We start from the raw sequence: 23,912 nt of genomic DNA, 5'->3' as shown, positions 1-23,912 counted from the left end.
GTCATGGTCGGGCGCGGCGGTGGCCCGGGCAAACGGTTTTCACCGGCGCCCCGGGCGAACGGTCTTCACCAGCGTCCCAGGGCAGACGGTTTTCACCAGCGCGGGGGCGGCGGTGCCGTCAGGGCGTCCGCGAGCCGCGACAGCCGGTCCCGCAGCCGGCGGCGCCCCCGGCGGGACGGCAGCGGATTCTCCCCGGCCGCCGCGCTCACCAGATGCTGCACGGTGTCCAGGTCCAGCTCCGCGCCCCGCGGCACGATCAGCCGCTCGTGGGAGATCTCGGTCAGCTCGCCCTCGCCGGTGCCGAGCACCAGCACCGTCGCACCCGCCCGCCGCGCGTCGTACACCCGCTCAAGCAGCGGCGCCCCAGGTCCGGGCCCCGACTCCGGCCCGTCCGAACCGGGCGCCACCACCAGCAGCGTCTCCCCGCGCCGCGCCGCCGCCAGCCGGCCGAGCCCCACCGCCAGATGCGCCGGGTCCGAGGCACGGGCGTCGTGCCGCACCAGCGTCGGCGCCAGCTCGGGCGTCCCCGACCACGCGGCCTCGTCCACCAGGTGCGCCGCCAGATGCCACGGCTCGTACTCCCGGGTGCCGACCAGCAGCAGCCCGCCGCCGTGCGCCACCGCCGACGTCCGCAGCGTCCCGGCGAACCTCCGCGTGGCCCCCAACCACTCGGTCCCGGCGAGTACTTCACGCAGCAGGGCGACCCGTACGGCATCCATGGGCCCGCATCCTGCCCCAGTGCGCCTCGCGCGACCCGCCGTTCACCCCGAATTCGCCCGACCCGGGCCTCCGCCCGCACACCTGCCCGACCCCGCCGCAACGCCCTCGCCCTCCGCCGCGGGCACCACGGACGTAAAGTCGGCCCATGACCTCTAGCGACAGCGCACAGCAGTCCGCCGGAACCCCCGCGAAGGCGCCGGCCAAGGACCCCTGGGACCTCCCCGACGTCTCCGGGCTCGTCGTCGGTGTGCTCGGCGGCACCGGACCGCAGGGCAAGGGCCTCGCGTACCGGCTCGCCCAGGCCGGCCAGAAGGTGATCATCGGCTCGCGGGCCGCCGAGCGCGCCCAGGCCGCCGCCGAGGAGCTCGGACACGGCGTCGAGGGCGCCGACAACGCCGAGACCGCGCGCCGCAGCGACATCGTGATCGTCGCCGTGCCGTGGGACGGCCATGGCAAGACCCTGGAGTCCCTGCGCGAGGAGCTGACCGGCAAGCTCGTCGTCGACTGCGTCAATCCGCTCGGCTTCGACAAGAAGGGCGCCTACGCCCTCAAGCCCGAGGAGGGCAGTGCCGCCGAGCAGGCCGCCGCCCTGCTGCCGGACTCCCGGGTCACCGCGGCCTTCCACCATCTGTCGGCCGTCCTGCTGCAGGACCCGGAGATCGACCGCATCGACACCGACGTGATGGTCCTCGGCGAGGAGCGGGCCGACGTGGAGATCGTCCAGGCGCTGGCCGGCCGTATCCCCGGGATGCGCGGCGTCTTCGCGGGACGGCTGCGCAACGCCCACCAGGTGGAGTCGCTCGTCGCGAACCTGATCTCGGTGAACCGCCGCTACAAGGCGCACGCGGGACTCCGTGTCACGGACGTATGAGGCGATGGGGGACACTGGGCACAGCAGTGTCCCCCGACCAGGAGCCGACCCCATGCCCCGCCTCGCCTACTACACCCTCGCCGTCTGCGTCCTCTCCGTGGCCGCGGCGGCCGTCGCCTTCGCCCAGGGCAGCTGGCTCGGAATCGTGTGGATCCTGCTGGCGGGGCTGTCTTCGAACATGACCTGGTACTACGTGAAGCGCGCCCGGGACGCCCGGCGGGACTCCGTCACCGGATGACCTGGCACAGCTCGTTCCCGTCCCGCCAGAAGCGGAACAGGTCGTAGCCGCAGTAGGTGTCGATCTCGCCGATGCCCAGGCCGCGCAGCACGGCGTCGATCATGTCGAAGAACACGCCGTTGACCTCGGGCACCCACAGCAGCGCGAAGACGAACAGCAGGCCGAACGGTGCGAACGGCTCCACCTGGCGCCGGACGTTGTGCGACAGCCAGGGCTCGATCACCCCGTAGCCGTCCAGGCCCGGCACCGGCAGGAAGTTCAGGATCGCCGCCGTCACCTGGAGCAGCGCCAGGAACGCCAGCGCGAACCGGAAGTCGGCGGGGACGCCGTCCAGCGCGCCCAGCCAGAACGGGGCCGCGCACACGACGGCGAACAGCACGTTCGTCAGCGGTCCGGCCGCCGAGATCAGGCTGTGCCGCCAGCGGCCCCTGATCCGCCCGCGCTCGATGAACACCGCGCCGCCGGGCAGACCGATACCGCCCATGATCACGAAGACGACCGGCAGGACGATGCTCAGCAGGGCGTGCGTGTACTTCATCGGGTTCAGCGTGAGGTAGCCCTTCGCGCCGACGGAGATGTCACCGCTGTGCAGCGCCGTGCGCGCGTGCGCGTACTCGTGCAGGCACAGCGACACGATCCAGGCGGCCGTCACGAACAGGAACACCGCGAGACCCGGCTTCTCCGCGAACCCGGTCCAGGTGGCCCACCCCGTCACCGCGGTCACGGCGACGATCCCGAGGAACACGGGGCTGATCCGCCGTTCGCTGTGACGGCTGAGGGCGGTGGTCATGGGGCTCCCTGTATGTCTCGGACGTGCGGGCCTGCCCGACCGTACCGGCCCCACCCGGAAAACGTCTCGCGGTGGGGCGCTGGTTCCAGGGAGGCTGGACCCCGGCCCCCGCACCCCGGGGCGCCGCCACGCCTCGTCCGACGGCCCCGTGACCGGCCCCAGCCCACCAGAGACAATGGACCCCGTGCGCTATCGCATCCTCGGCACCACCCAGGCACTTCGCCCCGACGGCCGGGCCGTCCCGCTCGGCGGGGCCCGGCTGCGGGCCCTGCTCACCGTGCTCGCGCTGCGCGCCGGCCGGACCGTGCCCGTGGGGCTGCTGGCCGACGAGGTGTGGGGAGCCGAACCGCCCGCCGACGCCACCGGGGCGCTCCAGGCGCTCGTGGGCCGGCTGCGGCGGGCCCTGGGCGCCGACGCCGTACGGTCCGAGGACGGCGGCTACCGGCTGGCCGCCGCGCCCGACGACGTCGACCTGCACCGGTTCGAACGGCTCACCGGCGAGGGCACCCGCGCCCTCGCCGACGGCGACCCCGCCAAGGCGGCCGGCGTCCTCGACGACGCTCTCGCCCTCTGGCGGGGCCCCGCCCTCGCCGACCTGCCCGACCGCACCGCCGAGGCGGCCCGGATCGGCACCCGGCACCTCGACGCGCTGCGCGCCCGGCACACCGCGGCCCTCGCCCTCGGCCGCGCCGAGCAGGCCCTGCCCGAGCTGACCGCCCTGTGCGACGCGCACCCCCTGGACGAGCCCCTCCAGGCCCTGCGGCTGCGTGCCCTGCGCGACGCCGGCCGCCCCGCCGAGGCCCTGGCCGCCTACGACGACGTACGACGGCTGCTGTCGGACCGCCTCGGCTCGGACCCCGGGCCGGAACTGCGCGCCCTGCACGCCGAGTTGCTGCGCCCGCAGCCGGAGGCCGGCACTCCCGCCGCGCCGCCCCCGGCCCCGCCGGCCGCCCCCGCCGGCAACCTCCGCGCCCGGCTCACCTCCTTCGTCGGCCGCGAACCCGACATCGCGGCCATCCGCGGCGACCTGGCCGCCGCCCGGCTCGTCACCCTGCTCGGCCCCGGCGGCGCCGGCAAGACCCGGCTCTCCCAGGAGGCCGCCGAGAGCGTGCGCGACGGCGTCCCGGACGGGGTGTGGCTGGCCGAACTCGCCCCGGTCGACGACCCGCAGGCCGTCCCCGAGGCCGTCCTCACCGCGCTCGGCGCCCGCGAGACCGTCCTGTACGGCGCCGGCGCCGAGGCCATGCGGGCCGGCACCGAACGGCACGACGACCCCGTCGACCGGCTCTCCGAGTACTGCGCCAAACGCCGGATGCTGCTGATCCTCGACAACTGCGAGCACGTCGTCGACGCCGCCGCCCGTCTCGTCGAGCGGCTGCTGGAGCGCTGCCCCGGCCTCACCGTGCTCGCCACCAGCCGGGAACCCCTCGGCGTGCCGGGCGAGGTGCTGCGCCCCGTCGAACCGCTCCCCGAGCCCTTCGCGCTGCGCCTGCTCGCCGACCGGGGCGCCGCCGCCCGGCCCGGCTTCCGACCCGAGGCCGACGAGGAGACCGCCGCGGCCTGCGCCGAGATCTGCCGCCGTCTGGACGGCCTGCCCCTCGCGATCGAACTCGCCGCCGCCCGGCTGCGCGTGCTCACCCCCCGGCAGATCGCCGACCGGCTCGACGACCGTTTCCGGCTGCTCACCTCCGGCAGCCGCACCGTGCTGCCCCGCCAGCAGACCCTGCGGGCCGTCGTCGACTGGTCCTGGGAGCTGCTGGACGACGGCGAACGCGAGGTGCTGGGGCGGCTGTCGGTGTTCGCGGGCGGCTGCGACCTGGCCGCCGCCGAGGCGGTGTGCGGCCCCGGTGCCCTGGAGGCGCTGGGCTCACTCGTCGACAAGTCCCTCGTGGTGGCCGCCGCCGGTGACGACGGCGAGATGCGCTACCGGCTCCTGGAGACCGTCGCCGAGTACGCCGCCGAACGGCTCGACGAGACCGGCCGGCGGGCCGACGCCGAACGCGCGCACCTGACGTACTACCGGGAACTCGCCCGCACCACCGAGCCGGCGCTGCGCGGCCGCGGCCAGCTCGCCGCCATCCGCCGGCTGGAGCGCGAGAGCGAGAACATCCGGGCCGCCCTGCACCACGCGGTCGCCGCCCGGGACGAGCAGGAGGCGCTGTGCCTGGTGCTCTCCATGGCCTGGTACTGGCAGATGCGCGACCTGCGGATCGTCGCCCGCAACTGGTCGCGCGAGGTGCAGGACCTCGGGCCCGACCCGTTCGCCGAACCGGTCCGCCGCGCCGAACCCCTGTGGGAGCGCTGCACCGACACCCCGCCGCCCTGGACCGACCAGGTCCGCGAGGAGGCCCGGCGCGGGCTGCATCTGATCCACCTCGCCTGCATGGACACCGAGCTGGACGCCTGGCAGACCCCCGAGGCGCAGGCCAAGCTGAGGACCATCGCCGGTTCCTACGAGCCGGGCCTCCCGCAGGTCTGCCACTCGCCGGGCAGCCTGTGGTTCTTCGCCGTCATGCTCACCGGCGACATGGACCGGCTGCGGACCGTCGTCGACGCCGCGATCCGCACCTGCCGCGCCCAGCCCGGCTACCGGTGGGACCTCGCCGCCAACCTCCAGATGCGGGCCAACCTGCTGGCCGGCCGCGCCGACTGGGCGGGCGACGCCATCGCCGACGCCGACGAGGCGCTGGAGATCTTCGAGGGCCTCGGCGACCTGTGGGGGACCGCCGAGGCGTACTCGGCGCGCGCCGAGGCCCATGAGCGCCGGGGCGCCTACCTGCGGGCCGCGGCCGACTACGAGGCGGGCATCGACCACGCCGAGCGGCTGGGCGCCCACGCCCAGGTGGGCGTGCTCAAGGCCCGGCTCGGCAGCGCCCTGATCGAGGCGGGGCAGGGCGAGCGGGGGGAGAGCCTGCTGCGCGGGGTCATCGAGCAGGGGAGCGGGGTGAGCGAGCACGCCATGCCGTTCGCCCGGCTGATCCTGGCCGGCCTGCTGAGCATGACCGGCCGGATCCCCGAGGCCCGGGAGCAGCTGCGGACGCTGCGTGAGGAGTTCAAGATCGCCCACTTCATCGTCTTCGACGCGTTCATCCTCGGTTCCGAGGCCTGGCTGGACGCCCTCGAGGAGCGGAGCGAGGTGGCCCTGGCGACGATCAGGAAGGCGCTGGAACGCGCCGAGGACCCCCTCGCCCAGGCCATCGCGCCCCAGATGCGGGCCGCCTACCTGACCACCGCCGCGTTCGCCCTCGCCCGCGCCGACGGCGGCCGCCGGGCCGCGGACGCCGCCCGCTGCCTCGCCGCCGCCGACGCGCTCCAGCCGGACCGGCACGTCCCGAGCTGCCAGGAGCGCGAGGTGCGCCAGCGGGCGGTGACGGCCGCGCGGGCCGCGCTCGGTGACACCGCGTTCGAGGCGGCGTACGCCGAGGGCGGCGGCCTCTCCCCGCAGGAGGCCGCCGCCCTCGTATGACGCGTCCGACGCGGGCCGCGTCAGGTCTTGGTGCGGAACTTGTGGATCGCGACCGGCGCCATCACCGCCGTGATGAGCGCCGACCAGCCGAGCGTCACCCACAGGTCGTGCGCGACCGGCCCGCCCACCATCAGCCCGCGCGCCGCGTCGGCGAGCGTGGACAGCGGGTTGTAGTCGGTGAACGCCTGCAGCCAGCCCGGCATCGACGTCGTCGGCGCGAAGATCGACGAGCCGAACTGCAGCGGGAACAGCACCAGGAAGCCCATCGCCTGCACGGACTGCGCGCTCTTCATCACCACGCCCAGGGTGAGGAACACCCACATGATGGACGAGGCGAACACCGTCGACAGCGCGACCGCCGCGAACAGCCCCGGCCAGTGGTTGATCTCGAACCCGACCAGCACCGAGACGACCATCAGCACCGCCGTCGCGAACAGCATCCGCAGCAGCTCCACGGAGATCTTCGCGAACAGCACCGAGCCGCGCCCGATCGGCAGCGACCGGAAACGGTCCATCACACCGGAGTTGAAGTCCTGGCTGAACCCGGTGCCGACGCCCTGCGACAGCGTCATGCTCATCATCGCGATCATGCCGGGGATCACGTACTGGACGTACTGGTCCTGCCCGCCGCCCAGAGCCTGCCCGATCGAGCCGCCGAAGACGAACACGAACAGCAGGGTGAAGATGACCGGCATCAGCAGCGCGTCGGCCATGGACTCGGGGTCCTGCCGGATCCACAGCAGATTGCGGCGCACCAGCGCGCCCGTGTGCCGCAGATGCCCGCGCAGCGGGATCCGCGCGTCGTCCTTGGCGGGGGCGGCGTCGGTCAGGGTGGCGGCGCTCATACGGCGACCTCCTCGCGGTCGTCGGCGGGCACGGTGTCCTGCGGCGCACTGGCACGGTGGCCGGTGAGCGAGAGGAACACCTCGTCCAGGCTGGGCAGTTCGGTGGTGATGGAGGCGAGCGTGACCCCGCGCGCGGTGACCGCGCCGACGAGCGCGGTCAGCTGCTCGTCGCTGAGCACGGGGACCAGCAGGGTGCCCGTCTCGGGATCGACGGTGCCGGCCGCGAGCCCGGTGATGCCGAGGTCGTCCAGATACCCGGCGAGCGGCCGCAGTTCGAGCGGGTCGGCCGGGCGGATCCGCAGGGTGCGGCCCCCGACCTTCGCCTTCAGCGCGTCGATGGCGCCGCCCGCGATGACCTTGCCGCGGTCCACGACCGTCAGCTCCGAGGCGAGCTGCTCGGCCTCCTCCATGTACTGGGTGGTCAGCAGGACGGTCACACCGTCCCCGACCATCGCCTTGACCTCGTCCCACACCTCGTTGCGGGTGCGCGGGTCGAGGCCGGTCGTCGGCTCGTCGAGGAACAGCACGGCCGGCCGTCCGATCATGGAGGCGGCCAGGTCGAGCCGGCGGCGCATACCCCCCGAGTAGGTGGAGGCGGGCCGCTTGGCCGCCTCGGTCAGGGAGAAGCGCTCCAGCAGCGCGTCGGCGCGGGCGCGGGCCTCCTTGCGCGGCAGGTCCAGCAGCCGCCCGATCATGTACAGGTTCTCCCAGCCGGGGAGCTTCTCGTCCACCGAGGCGTACTGCCCGGTCAGACCGATGACCCGGCGCAGCTGCCGGGGCTGCCGTACGACGTCGTAGCCGGCGACGGTGGCCTGCCCGGCGTCCGGGGCGAGCAGGGTGGAGAGGATGCGCACGAGGGTCGTCTTGCCGGCGCCGTTCGGCCCCAGCACGCCCATCACGGTGCCCTCCCGGACCTCCAGGTCCACACCGTCCAGGGCCTTGGTCTCGCCGTAGTGCTTGACCATCCCCCGTACGGAGACGGCGCCGCTCGCGCCGCCCGAGGTGTTGTCGATTCGCGTCATGGCACAGACGGTGACAGACGCCGCCGACAAACCGCCGACAGTCCGCCGACACCCCGGGCGGCGCGCTGTCGGCGGCCCCGGACCAGGTCAGGAGGTGGTCGGGTCGACCTCGACGCGCGCCGCCACCGGCAGATGGTCGCTCCCGGTCTCCGGCAGCGTCCACGAGCTCGACGGCTCCACACCCTTCACCATGATCTGGTCGATCCGGGCCATCGGGAACCGCGCCGGCCAGCTGAAGCCCATCCCGGTGCCGGACGCGCCCTGCGTGGAGCGCATCTGGGCGGTGACGGCGTTGAGCGCGCGGTCGTTCATCGTGCCGTTCAGATCGCCGAGCAGGACGACCTTGCCGATCCGCTCGTCGGCGATGGCCTCACCCAGCGCGTCGGCGCTCTTGTCGCGCTGCCGGGCGGTGAACCCGGCCTCCATCTTCACGCGCACCGACGGCAGATGGGCGACGTAGACGGCGACCTCGCCCGAGGGCGTGTCCACCACGCCGCGCATGGCACGGGTCCAGCCCAGCCGGATGTCGACCGGCCGCACCCCGGACAGCGGGTACTTGCTCCACAGCCCGACCGTGCCCTGCACCGAGTGGTACCGGTACGTCCCCGCGAGCGCCTTCTCGTACGTCGGGACCGCCGAGGCCGTCAGCTCCTCCAGGGCCACCACGTCCGCGCCGGACGCGGCGACGTCCCGGGCCGTGCCCGACGGGTCGGGGTTGTCGGCGTTGACGTTGTGCGTGGCGACCGTCAGATCACCGCCGGTGCCGGTCTTGTCGGTGAGCTGCCCGCCGAAGAGGCTGACCCAGATGATCGCCGGGACCAGCACGGCGATCAGCGCGGTCGCGGACCGGCGCACCACCCCGAGCACGAGCAGCAGAGGGACGAACACCCCGAGCCAGGGCAGGAACGTCTCGGTGAGACTGCCGAGGTTCCCGATGGCGTTGGGGATCTGCGCGTGCAGCAGCATCACCAGGCCGAGCGCGACCGCGAGCACGGCCGGCACCAGACCGCGCCGCCAGACACCCGGGTCGCGCCACCAGCTCGCGGTCAGGCGCTGCGTCAGGCGTCGAAGCCCGGGCCTGCGGCGCTCGGACCCCGGGCCGCCGTTGTCCGTCTCCGTCACGTACGCCTGTTGCGCCATACCGTCGCCTCACTACCTGCCGTGCAACACCGTCGTCCCCCCGCGCCCAGAGAAAACCCTAGGGGATGATCGGCTCCGATCCCGCCGTCCCGTGACGGCCGTACGGGGGCGAGGACGTGGAGGGCGGCCCCGGCAGTTCCGCTTCGCCGGGAGGAATGCGCCCTCTGTGACGAAACGCGCACATGGCTCTACGTCGTTGAGGTGCTGACGGGCCGTAGACCGGTGAGCGCGACGTCGGCGATCTGCTCCGCGAGGCCCTCCGGGAGGTCGGCGTCCGGGCGCATCACGGCCCGCACCAGCATCGGCCCGAACACCATGTCGTTCATCACGTCGATGTCGATGTCGGTGCGCAGTTCGCCGGTCTCCTGGCCGCGCCGCAGGATCGCGTACTGCTTGCGGCGCCGCGGCTCGATGACGTTCGCGTGGTAGGCGTCCCAGATCTTCGGGCTGCTCTTCATCTGGGCGATGACGTTGTGCAGCAGCACCGACGACCGGGTCATCAGGCCGCGCTGCCTGGTCTGTTCGAGCAGGGCCACCACGTCGTCGCGCACCGAGGTGCCGGGCAGCTCGGGGTCCGGCGGCTCGGCGGCCCGCACGATGTCCACGAACAGCTCCTCCTTGCCGCTCCAGCGCCGGTAGATGGCGGCCTTGCCCACGCCCGCGGTGCGAGCGATGCGCTCGATGGACAGCTCCGCGAGCGGCACGCCGTCCTCAAGGAGCTTCAGCACGCCCTCGGTGATGGCCCGCTCCACAGCCTCGCTGCGGGGCCGGCCCCGGGTGGGACCGTCCTGCCGGGGACGATGGTCGGCGAGGCTCACTGGGTTCGCTCCTTTCCGTGGGCTGTGCCGATTCTCCCCCCGGATGCGGACGCCGCCGGAACGACGGCGTCCGCGCGTCGGCGCTATTCGGACGCCACCAGCTCCTTCTCGTCCTCGCCCGCACGGGGTCCGGCGGGCCGCCCGGGCAGGCACACGGCCACGACGACCGCGCCGAGCACCGCGATGCCCGCTCCCCACAGCGCCGTGATGTGCATGGCGTGCAGGAACGCGTCGTGGGCCGGGCCGACGAGGGCGTCGCCGCGCGGGCCCAGCTTCTCGGCGACCCCGAGGGTGGCCTCGATGGACTCGCCCGCGGTGTGCCGTACGTCCGCCGGGAGCGCGGTGAGCCGGTCCTCGATGCCGCCCCGGTAGGCGGTGGACAGCACCGAGCCGAGCACCGCGATGCCGAGGGCGCCGCCGACCTGGCGGAAGGTGTTGCTGAGCGCGGAGGCCGAACCGGCCTTCTCGCGCGGCAGGGCCTGCATGATGACGACGCTGATCGGCGTCATGATGTGCGCCATCGCGGCACCCATCAGGAAGAAGACGACCTCCAGGAGCCAGATCGGGGTGTCCGCCTCGAAGGTGGCGAAGGCGGCCAGCGTGGCGGCGATGAGGACCATGGCGCCGGTCGTGGTGGCCCGGTTGCCGAACCGGTCGACGAGGAGCCGGGCGCGCGGGGCGAAGATCATCTGGGCGGCGGCGAGCGGCAGCATCAGCAGACCGGTCTCCAGCGGCGAGTAGCCGCGCACGCTCTGGGTGTAGAAGACCGAGAAGAACGTCACGCCCATGAGGGCGAAGAAGACCAGCGCGATGACGCCGATCGCGGCCGAGAAGACCTTGTCGCGGAAGTAGCCGATGTCGATCGACGGGTGGTCGCTGCGCTTCTCGAAGACGCCGAACGCGGCGAGGACCGCGAGGCCGGCGCCGATCGTCAGCAGGACCGCGGGGTCGGTGAAGTCGGCGAGCTGGCCGCCCTTGATGATGCCGTAGACGAGCAGGACCAGGCCGGCCACGGACAGCACCACGCCGATGGGGTCGATCCGGCCGGGCCGCGGGTCGCGGGAGTCGGGGACGAGCCACAGCATCAACGCGAGCGCGAGCAGCACGATCGGCACGTTGATGAGGAAGACCGAGCCCCACCAGAAGTGGTCGAGGAGCAGACCGCCGGTGATCGGCCCGATGGCGATGGCGAGACCGACGCCGCCGGCCCAGATGCCGATGGCCTTGGGCTGCTCGTCCCGCTCGAAGACGTTCATCAGCACGGCGAGCGTGGCCGGCATGACGAACGCGGCGCCGAGGCCCATGACGGCGCGGAAGGCGATCAGCTCGCCGGGCGAGCCGGAGAACGCGGCGAGCGCCGAGCCGACGCCGAACACGGCGAGACCGCCGAGCAGCACCTTCTTGCGGCCGACCCGGTCCCCGAGGATGCCCGCGCTGAACAGCAGGCCGGCGAAGACGAGCGTGTAGGCGTTGATCGCCCATTCCAGCTCGCTCTGCGTGGCGCCGAGGCCGGTCGGCGCGGGCGTCGAGATGGTCTTGATGGCGACGTTCAGGATGGAGTTGTCCAGCACGACGATCAGGAGGCTGAGCATCAGCACACCGAGGATCGCCCAGCGGCGCCGGTGCACCGCCTCCGGTATGCGGGTGGCTGGGGCGGGAGAAGTCATGGGGCCGACCGTACCGCTATAACGATACGAGACCGTCTCGTATCGTAAATTCTTACCGGAACCTTACGTGACGAAACGGCCACGGGCGCGGGGCGGAACTCACATCCGGCGGTCTGGCCCCGCCCGGCACGAAGTGCCACCATGGACCTGATCCGGGGACGCCGTCAGGGCGCCTCGAGATGACATGAAGGAGCCGTTGCCATGACGCAGCTCTCGGCTGCCCAGACGCCTCAGGCGAAGCCCTCCGACGCCGGAAAGGCGCTGTACGGAGGCAAGAGCACCCGCCGCATCACCGTCCGCGACATCGCGCTCGCCAAGGAGCGGGGCGAGAAGTGGCCCATGCTCACCGCGTACGACGCGATGACCGCGTCCGTGTTCGACGAGGCCGGCATCCCGGTCATGCTCGTCGGCGACTCGGCGGGCAACTGCCACCTCGGCTACGAGACCACCGTGCCCGTCACCCTCGACGAGATGACCATGCTCTCGGCGGCCGTCGTCCGGGGCACCTCCCGCGCCCTGATCGTCGGCGACCTGCCCTTCGGCTCCTACCAGGAGGGCCCGGTGCAGGCGCTGCGCTCGGCGACCCGACTGGTCAAGGAGGCCGGCGTCGGCGCGGTCAAGCTGGAGGGCGGCGAGCGCTCGCACCGCCAGATCGAGCTCCTGGTCGAGTCCGGCATCCCGGTGATGGCCCACATCGGCCTGACCCCGCAGTCCGTCAACGCCATGGGCTACCGCGTCCAGGGCCGCGGCGAGGAGGCGGCCGCGCAGCTCCTGCGGGACGCCAAGGCCGTCCAGGACGCCGGCGCCTTCGCGGTCGTCCTGGAGCTGGTACCGGCCGAGCTGGCCGCCGAGGTCACCCGTGTCCTGCACATCCCGACCGTCGGCATCGGCGCCGGACCCGAGACCGACGCCCAGGTCCTCGTGTGGACCGACATGATGGGCCTGACCGGCGGCCGCGTCCCGAAGTTCGTGCGGCAGTACGCCGATCTGCGCCGGGTCGTGGGAGACGCCGCCAAGGCCTTCGCCGAGGACGTCGTCGGCGGATCCTTCCCGCGCGAGGAGCACTCCGTCCACTGACGGACCCCCGAACCACTGCGGCACCGAGCGCCCCGCCGATCTTCCCCCGTCGGCGGGGCGCTTTCCGCTATGCGCGCGGCTTCGCGCCGCGCTCGCGCAGCATGTCGGCCATCAGGTCGATCTCCGACTGCTGCCCGTTCACCATCGTCCGCGCGAGCCTCTTCTCCACGCCCGTCGCGCACTTGTCCAGGCAGCCCTCGGCCATGTGGATGCCGCCCTTGTGGTGGGCCGTCATCAGCTGGAGGAAGAAGACCTCCGCCTTTTCGCCGTCGAGCGCGCCGAGCTTCTTCATCTCCGCGTCGGTCGCCATGCCCGGCATCAGCGACCCCTCCCCGGCGGAGGGCGCGTCGCCCATGCCCATCCAGGTCATCGGGGCGTCCGCGGACACCTTCGGCAGATCCCACAGATCCAGCCAGCCCAGCAGCATGCCGCGCTGGTTGGCCTGCGTCTGCGCGATGTCGTACGCCAGGCGCCGCACGTCCTCGTCGTCGGTGCGGTCGCGCACCACGTACGCCATCTCCACGGCCTGCTGGTGGTGCACGGACATGTCGCGCGCGAAGCCCGCGTCCGCCGAGTCCGCACCCGGGACCGGGTCCCCGGAGCCGTCCCCGGCGGCCGCGTAGGTCAGCGCGCCGGCGGCGACGAGGACGGCCGCCGCGGTCCCCGCCATCCAGCCGATGTCCCGCCTCACTCCGCGAGACCGCCCGTGCAGGCGGCACCCGGCTCGGGCGTCTGCTTGCCCTGGACGTACGTCTCGAAGAACTTCCCGACGGCCGGGTCGTCCGCGCTCTTCACCGTGCGCTGGTGCCCCCAGGCGCTCAGCATGATCGGGTCCTTCTGCTTCTCGTCCGGGCTCATCAGCGTGTACGGCGTCTGCTTCACCTTCGCCGCCAGCGCGTCGACGTCGGCCTTGGGCGCCTTGGACGTGTACGTCACCCAGACCGCGCCGTGCTCCAGCGAGTGCACGGCGTTCTCCCGCCGCAGCTCCTTGGTGTAGACGTCGCCGTTGCAGTTCATCCAGGCGCGGTGGTGGTTGCCGCCGACCGGGGGCTCCATCGGGTAGTCCACGCTCGTCTCGACGTGCGTGCTGGCCAGCTTGCCCTTCCAGGTGTTCACCCCGTCGTCCCCGGCGACGAACTTGCCCGTCGTCCTGTCGGGCTTCGCGGCCTCGTCGTCGCCCGTCTGCGACCGGACGAGGACGACCCCGCCGACGACGAGGGCGGCGACGATCAGGGTGGAGACGCCGATGGTGATGATGCGGCCGCGGCGCTCACGGGCCTGCTCGGCCCGCCGCATCTCCTCTATCCGCGCCTTGCGCTCGGCGCTGTTCCGGTTCTTGGCGGAGCCCATGAGGTCATGTCCTTCGGCGAAAGGGGCGGTCGGGTCCGCTGATCGTAATGGGGAAGGAGTGACCTCTCGTAGAGAGGTGACGACAACGACCGGATCGCGGTCCCGCGCGGGGGATGTGCGAACGATGTGCGGGCGATATTTGGAATCCCCCATGCGCATTATCTACTCTGCCCTGATGCGGCTGTTGCGCTCCACCGATCTGGCCCTGCGCCTGCTGATGCGGCTCGCCGTCCTCGGGGACGCCATGCCGACGACCCGCGAGGTGGCCGCCGACATGGAGGTGCCCTACACGCACGCCGCCAAGGTGGTCGCCGAACTCCAGCACCTGGGCCTCGTCGACGCCCGCCGGGGGCGCGGCGGCGGGCTCACGCTCAGCGAGCGCGGCCGCACCGCGTCCGTCGGCGCGGTCGTGCGGGCCTTCGAGGGGGACGGCGACGTCGTCGAGTGCGAGGGCGACAACCCCTGCCCGCTCAGCCCCGGATGCCGGCTGCGCGGGGCGCTGCGGCAGGCCCAGGAGGCGTTCTACGCCTCGCTGGACCCGCTCACCCTGGCCGACGTCACCGCGGACCCCACGGGCCCCCTGCTGCTCCAGATCGGCCGCCCAGCCTGACGCCCGGGCCGGCTCAGCCCGCCTGCGCCAGCCAGAGGTCCGGCCCGAACACCTCGTAGTGGATGTCCGCCGCCGCCACACCCTTGCCGAGCAGCTGCGCCCGCACCGTCCGCATGAACGGCAGCGGACCGCACAGGTAGGCCTGCGTGCCCTCGGGCACGGTCACCTCGGCCAGGTCGACCAGCCCGGCGCGGTGGGACGCCTCGGCGGGGTCGGCGCCGGTCTCGTACCAGAAGCGGACCGTGGCGTCCGCGAGCTTCCCTGCGTACGCCTCGTGGTCGGCGCGCAGGGCGTGCCCGGCGGGGGAGCGGTCGCCGTGCACGACCAGCACCGGGCCCTCGTGCCCGGCGTCCGCCAGCTCGCCGAGTATCGCGACCATCGGGGTGACGCCGATACCGGCGGAGGCGAGCAGCAGCGGCGCGTCCGTGCCGGCCAGCACGAGATCGCCGTACGGCGCCGAGAGGTCCAGCCGGTCGCCGGGCCGCACGTGCGCGTGCAGGTGCGCCGAGACCTCGCCGTCCGGTCCGGCCTCGCCCCGCACGCGCTTGACGCTGAACTGGCGCAACGGCGAGCCGGGAGCCGCCGAGAGGCTGTACTGGCGGATCTGCCGGGCCCCGTCCGCCAGCTCGACCTGGACGGAGACGTACTGCCCGGCCCGGAAGTCGGGCACCGGGCCGCCGTCGGCCGGGCGTACCCGGAAGGTGGCCACGTCCTCGGTCTCCTCGACGCGCTCCACGACCTCCCAGGAGCGCCGGCCGGCCCCGCCGCTCTCCGCGTACAGCCGCTTCTCGATGGCGGTCAGGGCGTTCGCCATCAGCCAGTACACCTCGTCCCAGGCGGCGGCGACCTCGGGGGTGACGGCCTCCCCGAGCACCTCGGCGATCGCGGCGAACAGGTGCTCGTGGACGAGCGCGTACTGCTCGGGCGCCACCCCGAGGGAGGCGTGCTTGTGCGCGATACGGCTCAGCATCGCGTCCGGCCGCTGGTCGGGGTGGTCCACCAGGTGCGTCGCGAACGCGGCGATCGACCCCGCCAGCGCCTGCCGCTGGGTGCCGGCCGCCTGGTTGCCGCGGTTGAACAGGTCGCGCAGCAGCTCGGGGCGGGCGGCGAAGAGGCGGGCGTAGAAGCGCTCCGTGATCTCACCGATGGCCCCGCCGACGACGGGGAGGGTGGCGCGCACGGTGGCGGCGGACTGCTCGGACAGCATCGGGTCTCCTCAAGGCTCGACCGGGCGGTGCGAGGGCGACCGCCCGCCCTCATTAAAACTTGCATCCAAGATGCAAATTAAAGCGGGGTCGGTCCGGCGGGGGCGGCCATTACGGATGTCGGCGCGAGCAGGCAATATGGGCGGCAGAGCGGTTCACCCGACACCGCGGCGGCACCCCTGCCGACCGCCGGGCGTTCGGCCGGGGTCGGTCAGGCCGATCAAGGTCCGCAACGCGCCGGAAACGGTGGTGTGGTGGGATGCTCAGGTGCCCGACCGCCTCCCGCAGCACCGGAGACAGGCGGCCTGACCAGCAAGGATGGGGAAGCGGAAGATGGACAAGCAGCAGGAGTTCGTGCTCCGGACGTTGGAGGAGCGCGACATCCGGTTCGTACGGCTGTGGTTCACGGACGTGCTGGGCTTCCTCAAGTCCGTGGCCGTGGCCCCCGCCGAGCTGGAACAGGCCTTCGACGAGGGCATCGGCTTCGACGGCTCCGCGATCGAGGGCTTCGCCCGGGTCTACGAGTCCGACATGATCGCCAAGCCCGATCCGTCGACGTTCCAGATCCTCCCCTGGCGCGCGGAGGCCCCCGGCACCGCCCGGATGTTCTGCGACATCCTCATGCCGGACGGCTCCCCGTCCTTCGCGGACCCGCGCTACGTCCTCAAGCGCGCCCTCGCCCGCACCTCCGACCTGGGCTTCACGTTCTACACCCACCCGGAGATCGAGTTCTTCCTGCTGAAGGACAAGCCGGTCGACGGCACCCGCCCCACCCCGGCGGACAATTCCGGCTACTTCGACCACACCCCGCAGAACATCGGCATGGACTTCCGCCGCCAGGCGATCACCATGCTGGAGTCCATGGGCATCTCCGTGGAGTTCTCCCACCACGAGGGCGCCCCCGGCCAGCAGGAGATCGACCTCCGCTACGCCGACGCGCTCTCCACGGCGGACAACATCATGACGTTCCGCCTGGTCATGAAGCAGGTGGCGCTGGAGCAGGGTGTCCAGGCGACGTTCATGCCGAAGCCCTTCTCCGAGCACCCGGGCTCCGGCATGCACACCCACCTGTCGCTCTTCGAGGGCGACCGCAACGCGTTCTACGAGTCCGGCGCCGAGTACCAGCTCTCGAAGGTCGGACGCTCCTTCATCGCGGGCCTGCTCCGCCACGCCGCCGAGATCTCCGCGGTCACCAACCAGTGGGTGAACTCCTACAAGCGCATCTGGGGCGGCTCCGAGCGCACGGCGGGCGCCGGCGGCGAGGCCCCGTCCTACATCTGCTGGGGCCACAACAACCGCTCGGCCCTGGTCCGCGTCCCGATGTACAAGCCCGGCAAGACCGGCTCGGCCCGTGTCGAGGTCCGTTCCCTGGACGCCGGCACCAACCCGTACCTCGCCTACGCGGTCCTCCTCGCCGCCGGCCTCAAGGGCATCGAGGAGGGCTACGAACTCCCGCCCGGCGCCGAGGACGACGTCTGGGCCCTCTCCAACGCCGAGCGCCGCGCGATGGGCATCGAACCCCTCCCGCAGAACCTCGGCGAGGCCCTGACCCTCATGGAGAACAGCGACCTGGTCGCCGAAACCCTCGGCGAACACGTCTTCGACTTCTTCCTCCGCAACAAGAAGTCGGAGTGGGAGGAGTACCGCAGCGAGGTCACGGCCTTCGAACTGCGGAAGAACCTGCCGGTGCTGTAGGCGCAGGTCAGGGTCGACTTCCGACGAAGCAATCCCTTGGGGCCGACGGTCGCGGACCGTCGGCCCCGGCGTGTTTCACTGGATCTGGGGTCTCGGACCTTGCTCTGCTTGCGCGGGGCGAACACGAGACCTCGCTTCGTCACCTTCACCTGGTCGCTATGTGCAGCCATCCCGAGTCGAAGCTGATTGCATCGACGGGAAGCCCGAAGATCTCACCCTGGCGGAGTCCGCATCCGCCTCCGAGATCCACTGTTGAACATAGGCTGTTGATAGCGCCCCGCGATGGGCCTGATCAGTGGTTTGCAGCTTGCGCCCCTCGTGTGGGGGGAATCCTCATACCGGATAGTGAAACCTACCGACTTGACCACAAGTACGTGTGTGCTGGTCCGGATGGGCTCTAGTCTCGATGCACCTTTTCGGCGCAGGGCTAGTTCGGGGGCCAAGTTGACGACTGTCGGGGGTATGTCGGGCGTGGGGCGGGTGTTCGTCTCGCATGCGAGTGCGGATCTTGCGTGGGCGGAGTGGGTGGCCTGGCAGTTGCAGGATGCCGGGTACGAGGTGGAGTTGGCCGTCTGGCACTGGGGGCCGGGGACAACGTCATCCAGAACATGGACAAGGCTCTGGCCTCTGGACCGATGGTGGCGCTGTTCTCTGCCGCGTACTTCGAGCCTGAGCGATGGACCACCGAGGAGTGGACGGCCAGGCTCGCGGGTCGAGAGGGGCTGATCCCGGTCCGAATCGAAGACTGTGCCGCACCGTCGATGTTGCGGGCGTTACTCGCGCCGGCACTCTTCGGCCTGGGGGAGGAGAAGGCGCGGGAGGTGCTTCTGGCGGCGGTGGCGGGGCCGGTGGGGGCACCGCGGGTGAGTCCACGGTTTCCGGACCAGGCTGGGGCGGGGCGGTTGCGGAGCGTAGGGGCGACCGGGCCACGGCTGCCAGGCACGTTACCGAGAGTGTGGAACGTGCCCGCGCGCAATGCCGGGTTCGTCGGCCGCAATGACCTTCTGACGGAAGTCCGATCCCGGCTGGCCGGCGGGCGCACCGTGGCGGTGGTGGCACTGGATGGTCGTGGCGGAGTAGGCAAGACGCAACTGGCCGCAGAGTACGCACACCGGTTCTGCGGCGAGTACGAGCTGGTGTGGTGGGTGCGGGCGGAAGATCCAGCACTCATTTCCGAGCAGTTGGCACTACTGGCGGTCGAAACTGGGGCTGCACAGTCCAAAGTTCCGCCCGAGAAAGCTGTGCAAGCGCTCGGGCATGAGCTGCGGTCCCGTGCACGCTGGCTGCTCATCTTCGACAACGCAGAGGACCCTGAGGCCCTGGCGGACTTTGTCCCGTCCGGGCCGGGGCATGTGCTGATCACCTCGCGGAACCCGGACTGGCACGGGATGGCCTCGCCGTTGGACGTCGACGTGCTGGCGCGCCAGGAGTCGATCGACCTGCTGCGCAGTCGCACACCCTGGCTGTCAGAGGCGGAGGCGGGGCGTCTGGCCGAGGCGCTGGATGACCTGCCGCTGGCCCTGGTCCAAGCCGCAGCGGTGTTGACGACGACAACCGTGGACGACTACCTGGTGCTGTTGACGAGCAATGCCAGCGAGGTAACAGATGAAGGCAGGCCGCGTGACTACCGATGGTCGCTGGCCGCGCAGATCCGGCTGAGCATGCAGCGGCTGCGGTCTCTGAACGCGGAGGCGGCCGATGTGATGAACGCCTGTGCACTGCTGGCCCCCGAGCCGTTCGTTCTGCCGGCCGGCGCCGGACTGACATCGGATGAAGACGCCATTTGGCGAGTGGTGGCAGATCGACGCACCAGGACCCGTGTCCTGTCGGCACTGCATCAGCACGGGTTGGCCCGGGTCGCGGGCGGCAGCCTCCACCTGCACCGCCTCACCCTGGCCGTCCTCAAAGACCAGCTCACCCCCGAGGAGCACGTTGCCGCAGCCGAGAACGCAAGTGCCCTCCTCGCCGCGGCCTATCCAGGTAAGGCGCAGGAACCTGCCTCCTGGCCACGCTGGCCCGACCTGTTGCCCCACCTGCTGGCGATCGATCCGACCGACCTCGTCTCCGCCGAAGCACGCTTCGCCGCATGCGAGGCATGCCTCTACCTCCTGGACCGTGGCAGTGCAGCAGCCATCCTGCCCCGCCTCAAGGACCTGTACCACGCATGGAACGCCTTACTGGGCCCTGATCACACGCACACCGAGTGGGCCGCTAACTACTTGGCCATGGCGTTTAGTGCCGTTGGCGATCACGACAGTGCCTATGCCTTGCACCGGGACATGTTCGACAGGCAGCGGCGGGTGTCGGGTGAGGACCACCCCGACACTCTCGCGACTGCATCTAACCTGGCGATCCGGCTGGCGGGTTTGGGTCGGGTGGAGGAAGCGTTCGAGCTGGGCGAGGACACCTTTGCCCGACGAGGGCGGGTTCTGGGTGAGGACCACCCCGACACTCTGCGCACTGGATCCAACGTGGCGAATTGGCTGGGGCAACTGGGTCGGGTGGAGGAGGCGGTGGAGCTGGGCGAGGACGCCTTGGCCCGGCTGCGACGGGTTCTGGGTGAGGATCACCCCGGCACCCTGGCCACGGCGTCGAACCTGGCGATCTGGCGGGGGAGCTAGGTCGGGCGGAGGAGGCGGTGGAACTGGGCGAGGACACCTTGGCCCGGCGGAGGCGGGTTCTGGGTGAGGATCACCCCGACACCCTGCGCACCGCGTCGCACCTGGCGATCTGGCGGGGGGAGCTGCGTCGGGCGGAGGGCGCGGTGGAGCTGGGCGAGGACACCTTGGCCCGGCGGAGGCGGGTTCTGGGTGAGGATCACCCCGACACCCTGGTCACAGCGTCGAACCTGGCTTCCCGGCTGGGGGAGCTGGGTCGGGTGGAGGAGGCGGTGGAGCTGGGCGAGGATGCCTTGGCCCGGTTGCGGCGCGTCTCGGGTGAGGACCACCCCGACACCCTGGCCACGGCGTCGAACCTGGCTATCCGGTTGGCGGACTTGGGTCGGGCGGAGGAGGCGGTGGAGCTGGACCAGGATGCCTTGGCCCGGTTGCGGCGCGTCTCGGGTGAGGACCACCCCGACACCCTGGCCACGGCGTCGAACCTGGCTATCCGGTTGGCGGACTTGGGTCGGGTGGAGGAGGCGGTGGAGCTGGGCGAGGATGCCTTGGCCCGGTTGCGGCGCGTCTCGGGTGAGGACCACCCCACCACTCTGACCACGGCGTCGAACCTGGCGGTCGACTTGGGCGGGGCGGGTCGGGTGGAGGAGGCGGTCGAGCTGGGCGAGGACACCTTGGCCCGGCGGAGGCGGGTATTGGGTGAGGACCACCCCGACACCCTGGCCACGGCGTCGAACCTGGCGATTCGGCTGGGAGGGCTGGGCCGAGTGGAGGAGGCGGGCGAGCTGGGCGAGGACACCTTGGCCCGGCGGAGGCGGGTATTGGGCGAGGACCACCCCGACACCCTGGTTACGGCCCGATGGCTAAGTACTCTTCTACGGCGCAAGTGACTGACACCGACTCCGACGATCGAACGCTCGTCTGTGGCCGCGACATGATTGACGCGCTGATGCAGCGCGGCAGGACGACTCGAAAGTCCGGGATCAGGCGTTTCGTCTGCCTGTAGTGCGCTACGGCGCAACTGCAGATGGTCAGCTACCGAGGGTGCCGCCCGAGCACGGTCGCTCGGCTGGACGCTGAAATCAGCGGGTGTCACCAATCCGTAGGACATTCGCGGGGTGGTCGAGCCTACAGCGGTCAGAGGTGCAGGCCACACGCCGTCTGTCGCGCAGACTGTAAATCCGTCGTCCCGCACGGTTCGGGCCGTATGTGGGCCGTCGAAGGGCGGCCCACAGCGACCAGCAACGACCTCTGACGACCGTTCGATCGCAGGCAGCGCTGCGCCCACGTCGATCGCGTGAGGCCGCTCCGGATTAAGGCCTCTTCCGCCGCAACAAGAAGTCGGAGTGGGAGGAGTACCGCAGCGAGGTCACGGCCTTCGAACTGCGGAAGAACCTGCCGGTGCTGTAAGGGCGGTCGTTTCTGGATCGGCGGGGGATTGCGTCTCCGCCGATCGGTTCCTCGCCGGCTGCCGTTCTCGCGCTGCGCGTTCTGTCAGGGGTTCTAAGGGCCGTCTAAGGCTCGCTCATTAGGAAGGAGGCGTCAGATGAGCGATGCAACCCCTATGCAGGAGGCCAGAGATGGCAGTCGACGCAGCGCCGTCCGGGGAAGTGCCGGCCGGCCGGTTGGCAGGCCGGTGGGTGCCGTGGTTGGTGATCGGCTTGTGGTTGGTGCTGGCGGCGTTCGCGGTGCCGTTGAGCGGGAAGCTGAGTTCGGTCACCACCGACAGCGCCGCGGACACCCTGCCGGCCGGTGCCGAGTCCACCAAGGTCGCGATACTGGAGGACAGCCTTCCCGACGGTGACGACAACACGTTCGTCTTCGTGTACCACCGCGCCGGCGGAATGACCGACGCCGACCGCGCGACGGTCGAGCGGCACTACGACACCCTCGCCGAGCGGTACCCGCCGAAGGAGACGGAGGCGGCCGACGAGGACGACGAGGGCCCGCCGACGAGCCTCTCCACCGACGGCGAGGCGATGACGTTCACCCTCGAGGTGAGCACGGCCCACGGCCCACCGGAGGAGATCGTCGGCCCGTTGCGTGACGCCGCCAAGGACCGCCCCTCCGGCCTGGAACTCGACGTGACCGGCCCCGGCGCGATCGACGGCGACATGGACGCCGTCTTCGACGGCATCGACGAGCAGGTCCTCCTCACCACGATCGCCGTCGTCACCCTCCTGCTGATCCTCACCTACCGCAGCCCGGTGCTGTGGATCATCCCGCTGGTGTCCGTCGGCGCGGCGGCGCTGACCTCGATGGGGACCGTCTACCTGCTCGTCAAGGGCTTCGGCATCGTGGTCGACGACCAGAACTCGGCGCTGCTGACGATCCTGGTGTTCGGCGTCGGCACGGACTACGCGCTGTTGCTCATCGCCCGGTACCGGGAGGCGCTGCACCACCACGAGAACGTCCGGGTCGCGATGGTCCACGCCCTGCGCTCCGCGGCGCCGGCCATCGTCGCGTCCGCGGCCACCGTGGTCGCCGGCCTGCTCTGCCTGCTCGTCGCGGACCTGAACAGCACCAGCGGGCTGGGCCCGATCGGTGCGGCCGGCATCCTGTGCGCGCTGGTGGCCATGCTGACGCTGTTCCCGGCGGTGCTCGTCGTGCTCGGCAGGCGGATCTTCTGGCCGGCCGTCCCGCGGTTCAGCACGGCCGTGGAGGAGAGGCCGGGGCTGTGGGGACGGCTCGGCACCGCCATCAGCCGCCGCCGGTGGCCGGCGGCGCTCGGCTCGCTCGGAGTCCTCGGCGTCCTCGCCCTCGGCCTGGCGGGCAACACCGGCGCCCTGCGGGAGCAGGACCAGTTCCTGTCCGCGCCCGAGTCGGTCACCGGCTTCACCGTGCTCCGCGAGCACTTCCCGGAGCTCGGCGGCCAGCCGATGACGGTCTTCACACGGCCGGCCCACCAGGAGCAGGTGCTCGACGTCGTCGAGGACACGCCCGGTGTCGCCTCGGCCGTCCCGGAGGAGAGCAGCGGGGGCTGGGCCGGCATCTCCGTGTTCCCGGAGGACGCGCCGGACACCGCCGCCGAGTACGACACCATCAAGCGGGTGCGTGCCGCCGTGCACGCCGTGGACGGGGCCGAGGCGATCGTCGGCGGGCCGAGTGCGGAGAACCTCGACACCGAGGTGACCACCGAGCGCGACGAGAAACTGGTGATCCCGCTGGTGCTCGTCGTCGTCCTGATCGTCCTCGGGCTGCTGCTGCGCGCGATCCTCGCCCCGCTGGTCCTGATGGCCACCGTGATCGTCTCGTTCGCCGCGGCCTTCGGCGGCAGCGTGTTCGTCTTCGACACGATCCTCGGGTTCAAGGGCGTCGACTACTCGGTGCCGCTGCTGGCCTTCCTGTTCCTGGTGGCGCTCGGCGTCGACTACAACATCTTCCTGGCCGGCAGGGCCCGGGAGGAGACCCTGCGGCTCGGCACCCGCGAGGGCATGCTCAAGGCCCTCTCGGCCACCGGTGGCGTCATCACCTCGGCCGGCCTGGTCCTGGCGGCCACGTTCGCGGTCCTCGTCACCCTTCCGCTGGTGATGCTGGTCGAGGTCGGGTTCCTGGTGGCCTTCGGCGTGCTGCTCGACGCCCTGCTGGTGCGGTCGGTCCTGGTGCCCGCCCTCACCCTGCTGATCGGCCCGCGGATGTGGTGGCCGAGTCGGCTGTCCCGGCCGGCGGCGGAGCCGCCGGCCGGTCGGCAGCCGGTCGACGGCCGAGCGGAGTCCGTGCTGCAACGGTGAGCTCGACGAGATCCGGGACGGGGACCCAGGCCCGTCCCGGATCTCTCCATGG

At 71.7% G+C, this 23,912-nt stretch carries 19 protein-coding genes and 3 pseudogenes; 11 read left to right on the top strand and 11 right to left on the bottom strand.

Annotation, left to right across the window (positions count from 1 at the left end; translation table 11 throughout):
- Positions 1–92 precede the first annotated feature (92 nt).
- Positions 93–719: a hypothetical protein gene (locus DC008_RS09630; RefSeq protein ID WP_108706607.1), complete on the bottom strand. Its 627-nt coding sequence runs from the start codon at positions 717–719 to the stop codon at positions 93–95.
- A gap of 146 nt (positions 720–865) precedes the next feature.
- Between DC008_RS09630 and npdG the strand changes: the two genes are divergently transcribed.
- Together npdG and DC008_RS09620 are read left to right on the top strand one after the other, a co-directional pair.
- Positions 866–1,591, top strand: coding sequence for an NADPH-dependent F420 reductase (gene npdG / locus DC008_RS09625; protein ID WP_108706606.1), 726 nt, complete (start codon positions 866–868; stop codon positions 1,589–1,591).
- Positions 1,592–1,643: 52 nt separating this feature from the next.
- On the top strand, positions 1,644–1,829 hold the full coding sequence (locus DC008_RS09620; protein WP_055620660.1) for a hypothetical protein: 186 nt from the start codon (positions 1,644–1,646) through the stop codon (positions 1,827–1,829).
- Here DC008_RS09620 and DC008_RS09615 read toward each other — a convergent pair.
- Positions 1,819–2,619, bottom strand: coding sequence for a site-2 protease family protein (locus tag DC008_RS09615; protein ID WP_108706605.1), 801 nt, complete (start codon positions 2,617–2,619; stop codon positions 1,819–1,821). The genes DC008_RS09620 and DC008_RS09615 overlap by 11 nt on opposite strands.
- A gap of 175 nt (positions 2,620–2,794) precedes the next feature.
- Here DC008_RS09615 and DC008_RS09610 point away from each other — a divergent pair, with 175 nt between their 5' ends.
- Positions 2,795–6,085 (top strand): AfsR/SARP family transcriptional regulator, encoded by a 3,291-nt coding sequence (locus DC008_RS09610; RefSeq protein ID WP_108706604.1) that lies wholly within the window; start codon positions 2,795–2,797, stop codon positions 6,083–6,085.
- A gap of 20 nt (positions 6,086–6,105) precedes the next feature.
- Here the strand turns inward: DC008_RS09610 and DC008_RS09605 are convergent, their stop codons facing one another.
- The 5 genes from DC008_RS09605 to DC008_RS09585 form a co-directional block, all read right to left on the bottom strand.
- Entirely contained in the window at positions 6,106–6,930 is an 825-nt protein-coding gene (locus tag DC008_RS09605) for an ABC transporter permease (protein WP_108706603.1), read from the bottom strand.
- Complete coding sequence (locus tag DC008_RS09600; protein WP_108706602.1) at positions 6,927–7,952, bottom strand: ATP-binding cassette domain-containing protein; 1,026 nt, start codon at positions 7,950–7,952, stop codon at positions 6,927–6,929. Before DC008_RS09600 ends, DC008_RS09605 begins: the two co-directional genes overlap by 4 nt.
- An 87-nt stretch (positions 7,953–8,039) precedes the next feature.
- A complete protein-coding gene (locus tag DC008_RS09595) occupies positions 8,040–9,092 on the bottom strand; it encodes an endonuclease/exonuclease/phosphatase family protein (RefSeq protein ID WP_108706601.1) in 1,053 nt (350 codons plus the stop codon).
- Positions 9,093–9,280: 188 nt separating this feature from the next.
- Complete coding sequence (locus DC008_RS09590) at positions 9,281–9,910, bottom strand: TetR/AcrR family transcriptional regulator (protein ID WP_108706600.1); 630 nt, start codon at positions 9,908–9,910, stop codon at positions 9,281–9,283.
- Between the two features lie 83 nt (positions 9,911–9,993).
- Entirely contained in the window at positions 9,994–11,577 is a 1,584-nt protein-coding gene (locus DC008_RS09585) for an MFS transporter (RefSeq protein WP_108706599.1), read from the bottom strand.
- A 201-nt stretch (positions 11,578–11,778) separates the two neighbouring features.
- Here DC008_RS09585 and panB point away from each other — a divergent pair, with 201 nt between their 5' ends.
- Positions 11,779–12,654: a 3-methyl-2-oxobutanoate hydroxymethyltransferase gene (panB, locus tag DC008_RS09580; protein WP_108706598.1), complete on the top strand. Its 876-nt coding sequence runs from the start codon at positions 11,779–11,781 to the stop codon at positions 12,652–12,654.
- 67 nt (positions 12,655–12,721) lie between these two features.
- Here panB and DC008_RS09575 read toward each other — a convergent pair whose 3' ends face one another.
- Complete coding sequence (locus DC008_RS09575) at positions 12,722–13,324, bottom strand: DUF305 domain-containing protein (RefSeq protein WP_108710623.1); 603 nt, start codon at positions 13,322–13,324, stop codon at positions 12,722–12,724.
- A gap of 17 nt (positions 13,325–13,341) precedes the next feature.
- Positions 13,342–14,004 (bottom strand): DUF3105 domain-containing protein, encoded by a 663-nt coding sequence (locus DC008_RS09570; protein WP_108706597.1) that lies wholly within the window; start codon positions 14,002–14,004, stop codon positions 13,342–13,344.
- Between the two features lie 175 nt (positions 14,005–14,179).
- Here DC008_RS09570 and DC008_RS09565 point away from each other — a divergent pair, with 175 nt between their 5' ends.
- Entirely contained in the window at positions 14,180–14,614 is a 435-nt protein-coding gene (locus tag DC008_RS09565; protein ID WP_108706596.1) for an RrF2 family transcriptional regulator, read from the top strand.
- Positions 14,615–14,627: 13 nt separating this feature from the next.
- On the opposite strand, the gene DC008_RS09560 is transcribed toward DC008_RS09565, so the two are convergent.
- On the bottom strand, positions 14,628–15,821 hold the full coding sequence (locus tag DC008_RS09560) for a globin domain-containing protein (protein ID WP_108706595.1): 1,194 nt from the start codon (positions 15,819–15,821) through the stop codon (positions 14,628–14,630).
- A 331-nt stretch (positions 15,822–16,152) separates the two neighbouring features.
- Here DC008_RS09560 and glnA point away from each other — a divergent pair, with 331 nt between their 5' ends.
- Positions 16,153–17,514 carry a type I glutamate--ammonia ligase gene (gene glnA / locus DC008_RS09555; RefSeq protein WP_055620935.1) on the top strand — a complete coding sequence of 454 codons (1,362 nt, stop codon included), beginning with the start codon at positions 16,153–16,155 and terminating at the stop codon, positions 17,512–17,514.
- Between the two features lie 89 nt (positions 17,515–17,603).
- Here glnA and DC008_RS36560 read toward each other — a convergent pair.
- Positions 17,604–17,764: pseudogene (locus DC008_RS36560) on the bottom strand (site-specific integrase); the annotation flags it as partial.
- A 32-nt stretch (positions 17,765–17,796) separates the two neighbouring features.
- Between DC008_RS36560 and DC008_RS36440 the strand changes: the two are divergent.
- The 5 genes and pseudogenes from DC008_RS36440 to DC008_RS09530 form a co-directional block, all read left to right on the top strand.
- Positions 17,797–18,248 (top strand): annotated as a pseudogene (locus tag DC008_RS36440) (toll/interleukin-1 receptor domain-containing protein); the annotation flags it as partial.
- A gap of 27 nt (positions 18,249–18,275) precedes the next feature.
- Positions 18,276–20,135, top strand: a complete 1,860-nt coding sequence (gene fxsT, locus DC008_RS09545; protein WP_108706593.1) for an FxSxx-COOH system tetratricopeptide repeat protein — start codon at positions 18,276–18,278, stop codon at positions 20,133–20,135.
- Between the two features lie 17 nt (positions 20,136–20,152).
- Entirely contained in the window at positions 20,153–21,019 is an 867-nt protein-coding gene (locus DC008_RS09540; RefSeq protein WP_164492277.1) for a tetratricopeptide repeat protein, read from the top strand.
- A gap of 433 nt (positions 21,020–21,452) precedes the next feature.
- A pseudogene (locus tag DC008_RS36435) lies at positions 21,453–21,539 on the top strand (glutamine synthetase); the annotation flags it as partial.
- A 170-nt stretch (positions 21,540–21,709) separates the two neighbouring features.
- On the top strand, positions 21,710–23,860 hold the full coding sequence (locus DC008_RS09530) for an MMPL family transporter (RefSeq protein ID WP_108706591.1): 2,151 nt from the start codon (positions 21,710–21,712) through the stop codon (positions 23,858–23,860).
- Positions 23,861–23,912: the final 52 nt, after the last annotated feature.

It is taken from the genome of Streptomyces nigra (genome assembly GCF_003074055.1).
GTDB lineage: Bacteria > Actinomycetota > Actinomycetes > Streptomycetales > Streptomycetaceae > Streptomyces > Streptomyces nigra.
This window is presented reverse-complemented; position numbering and strand designations above follow the sequence as displayed.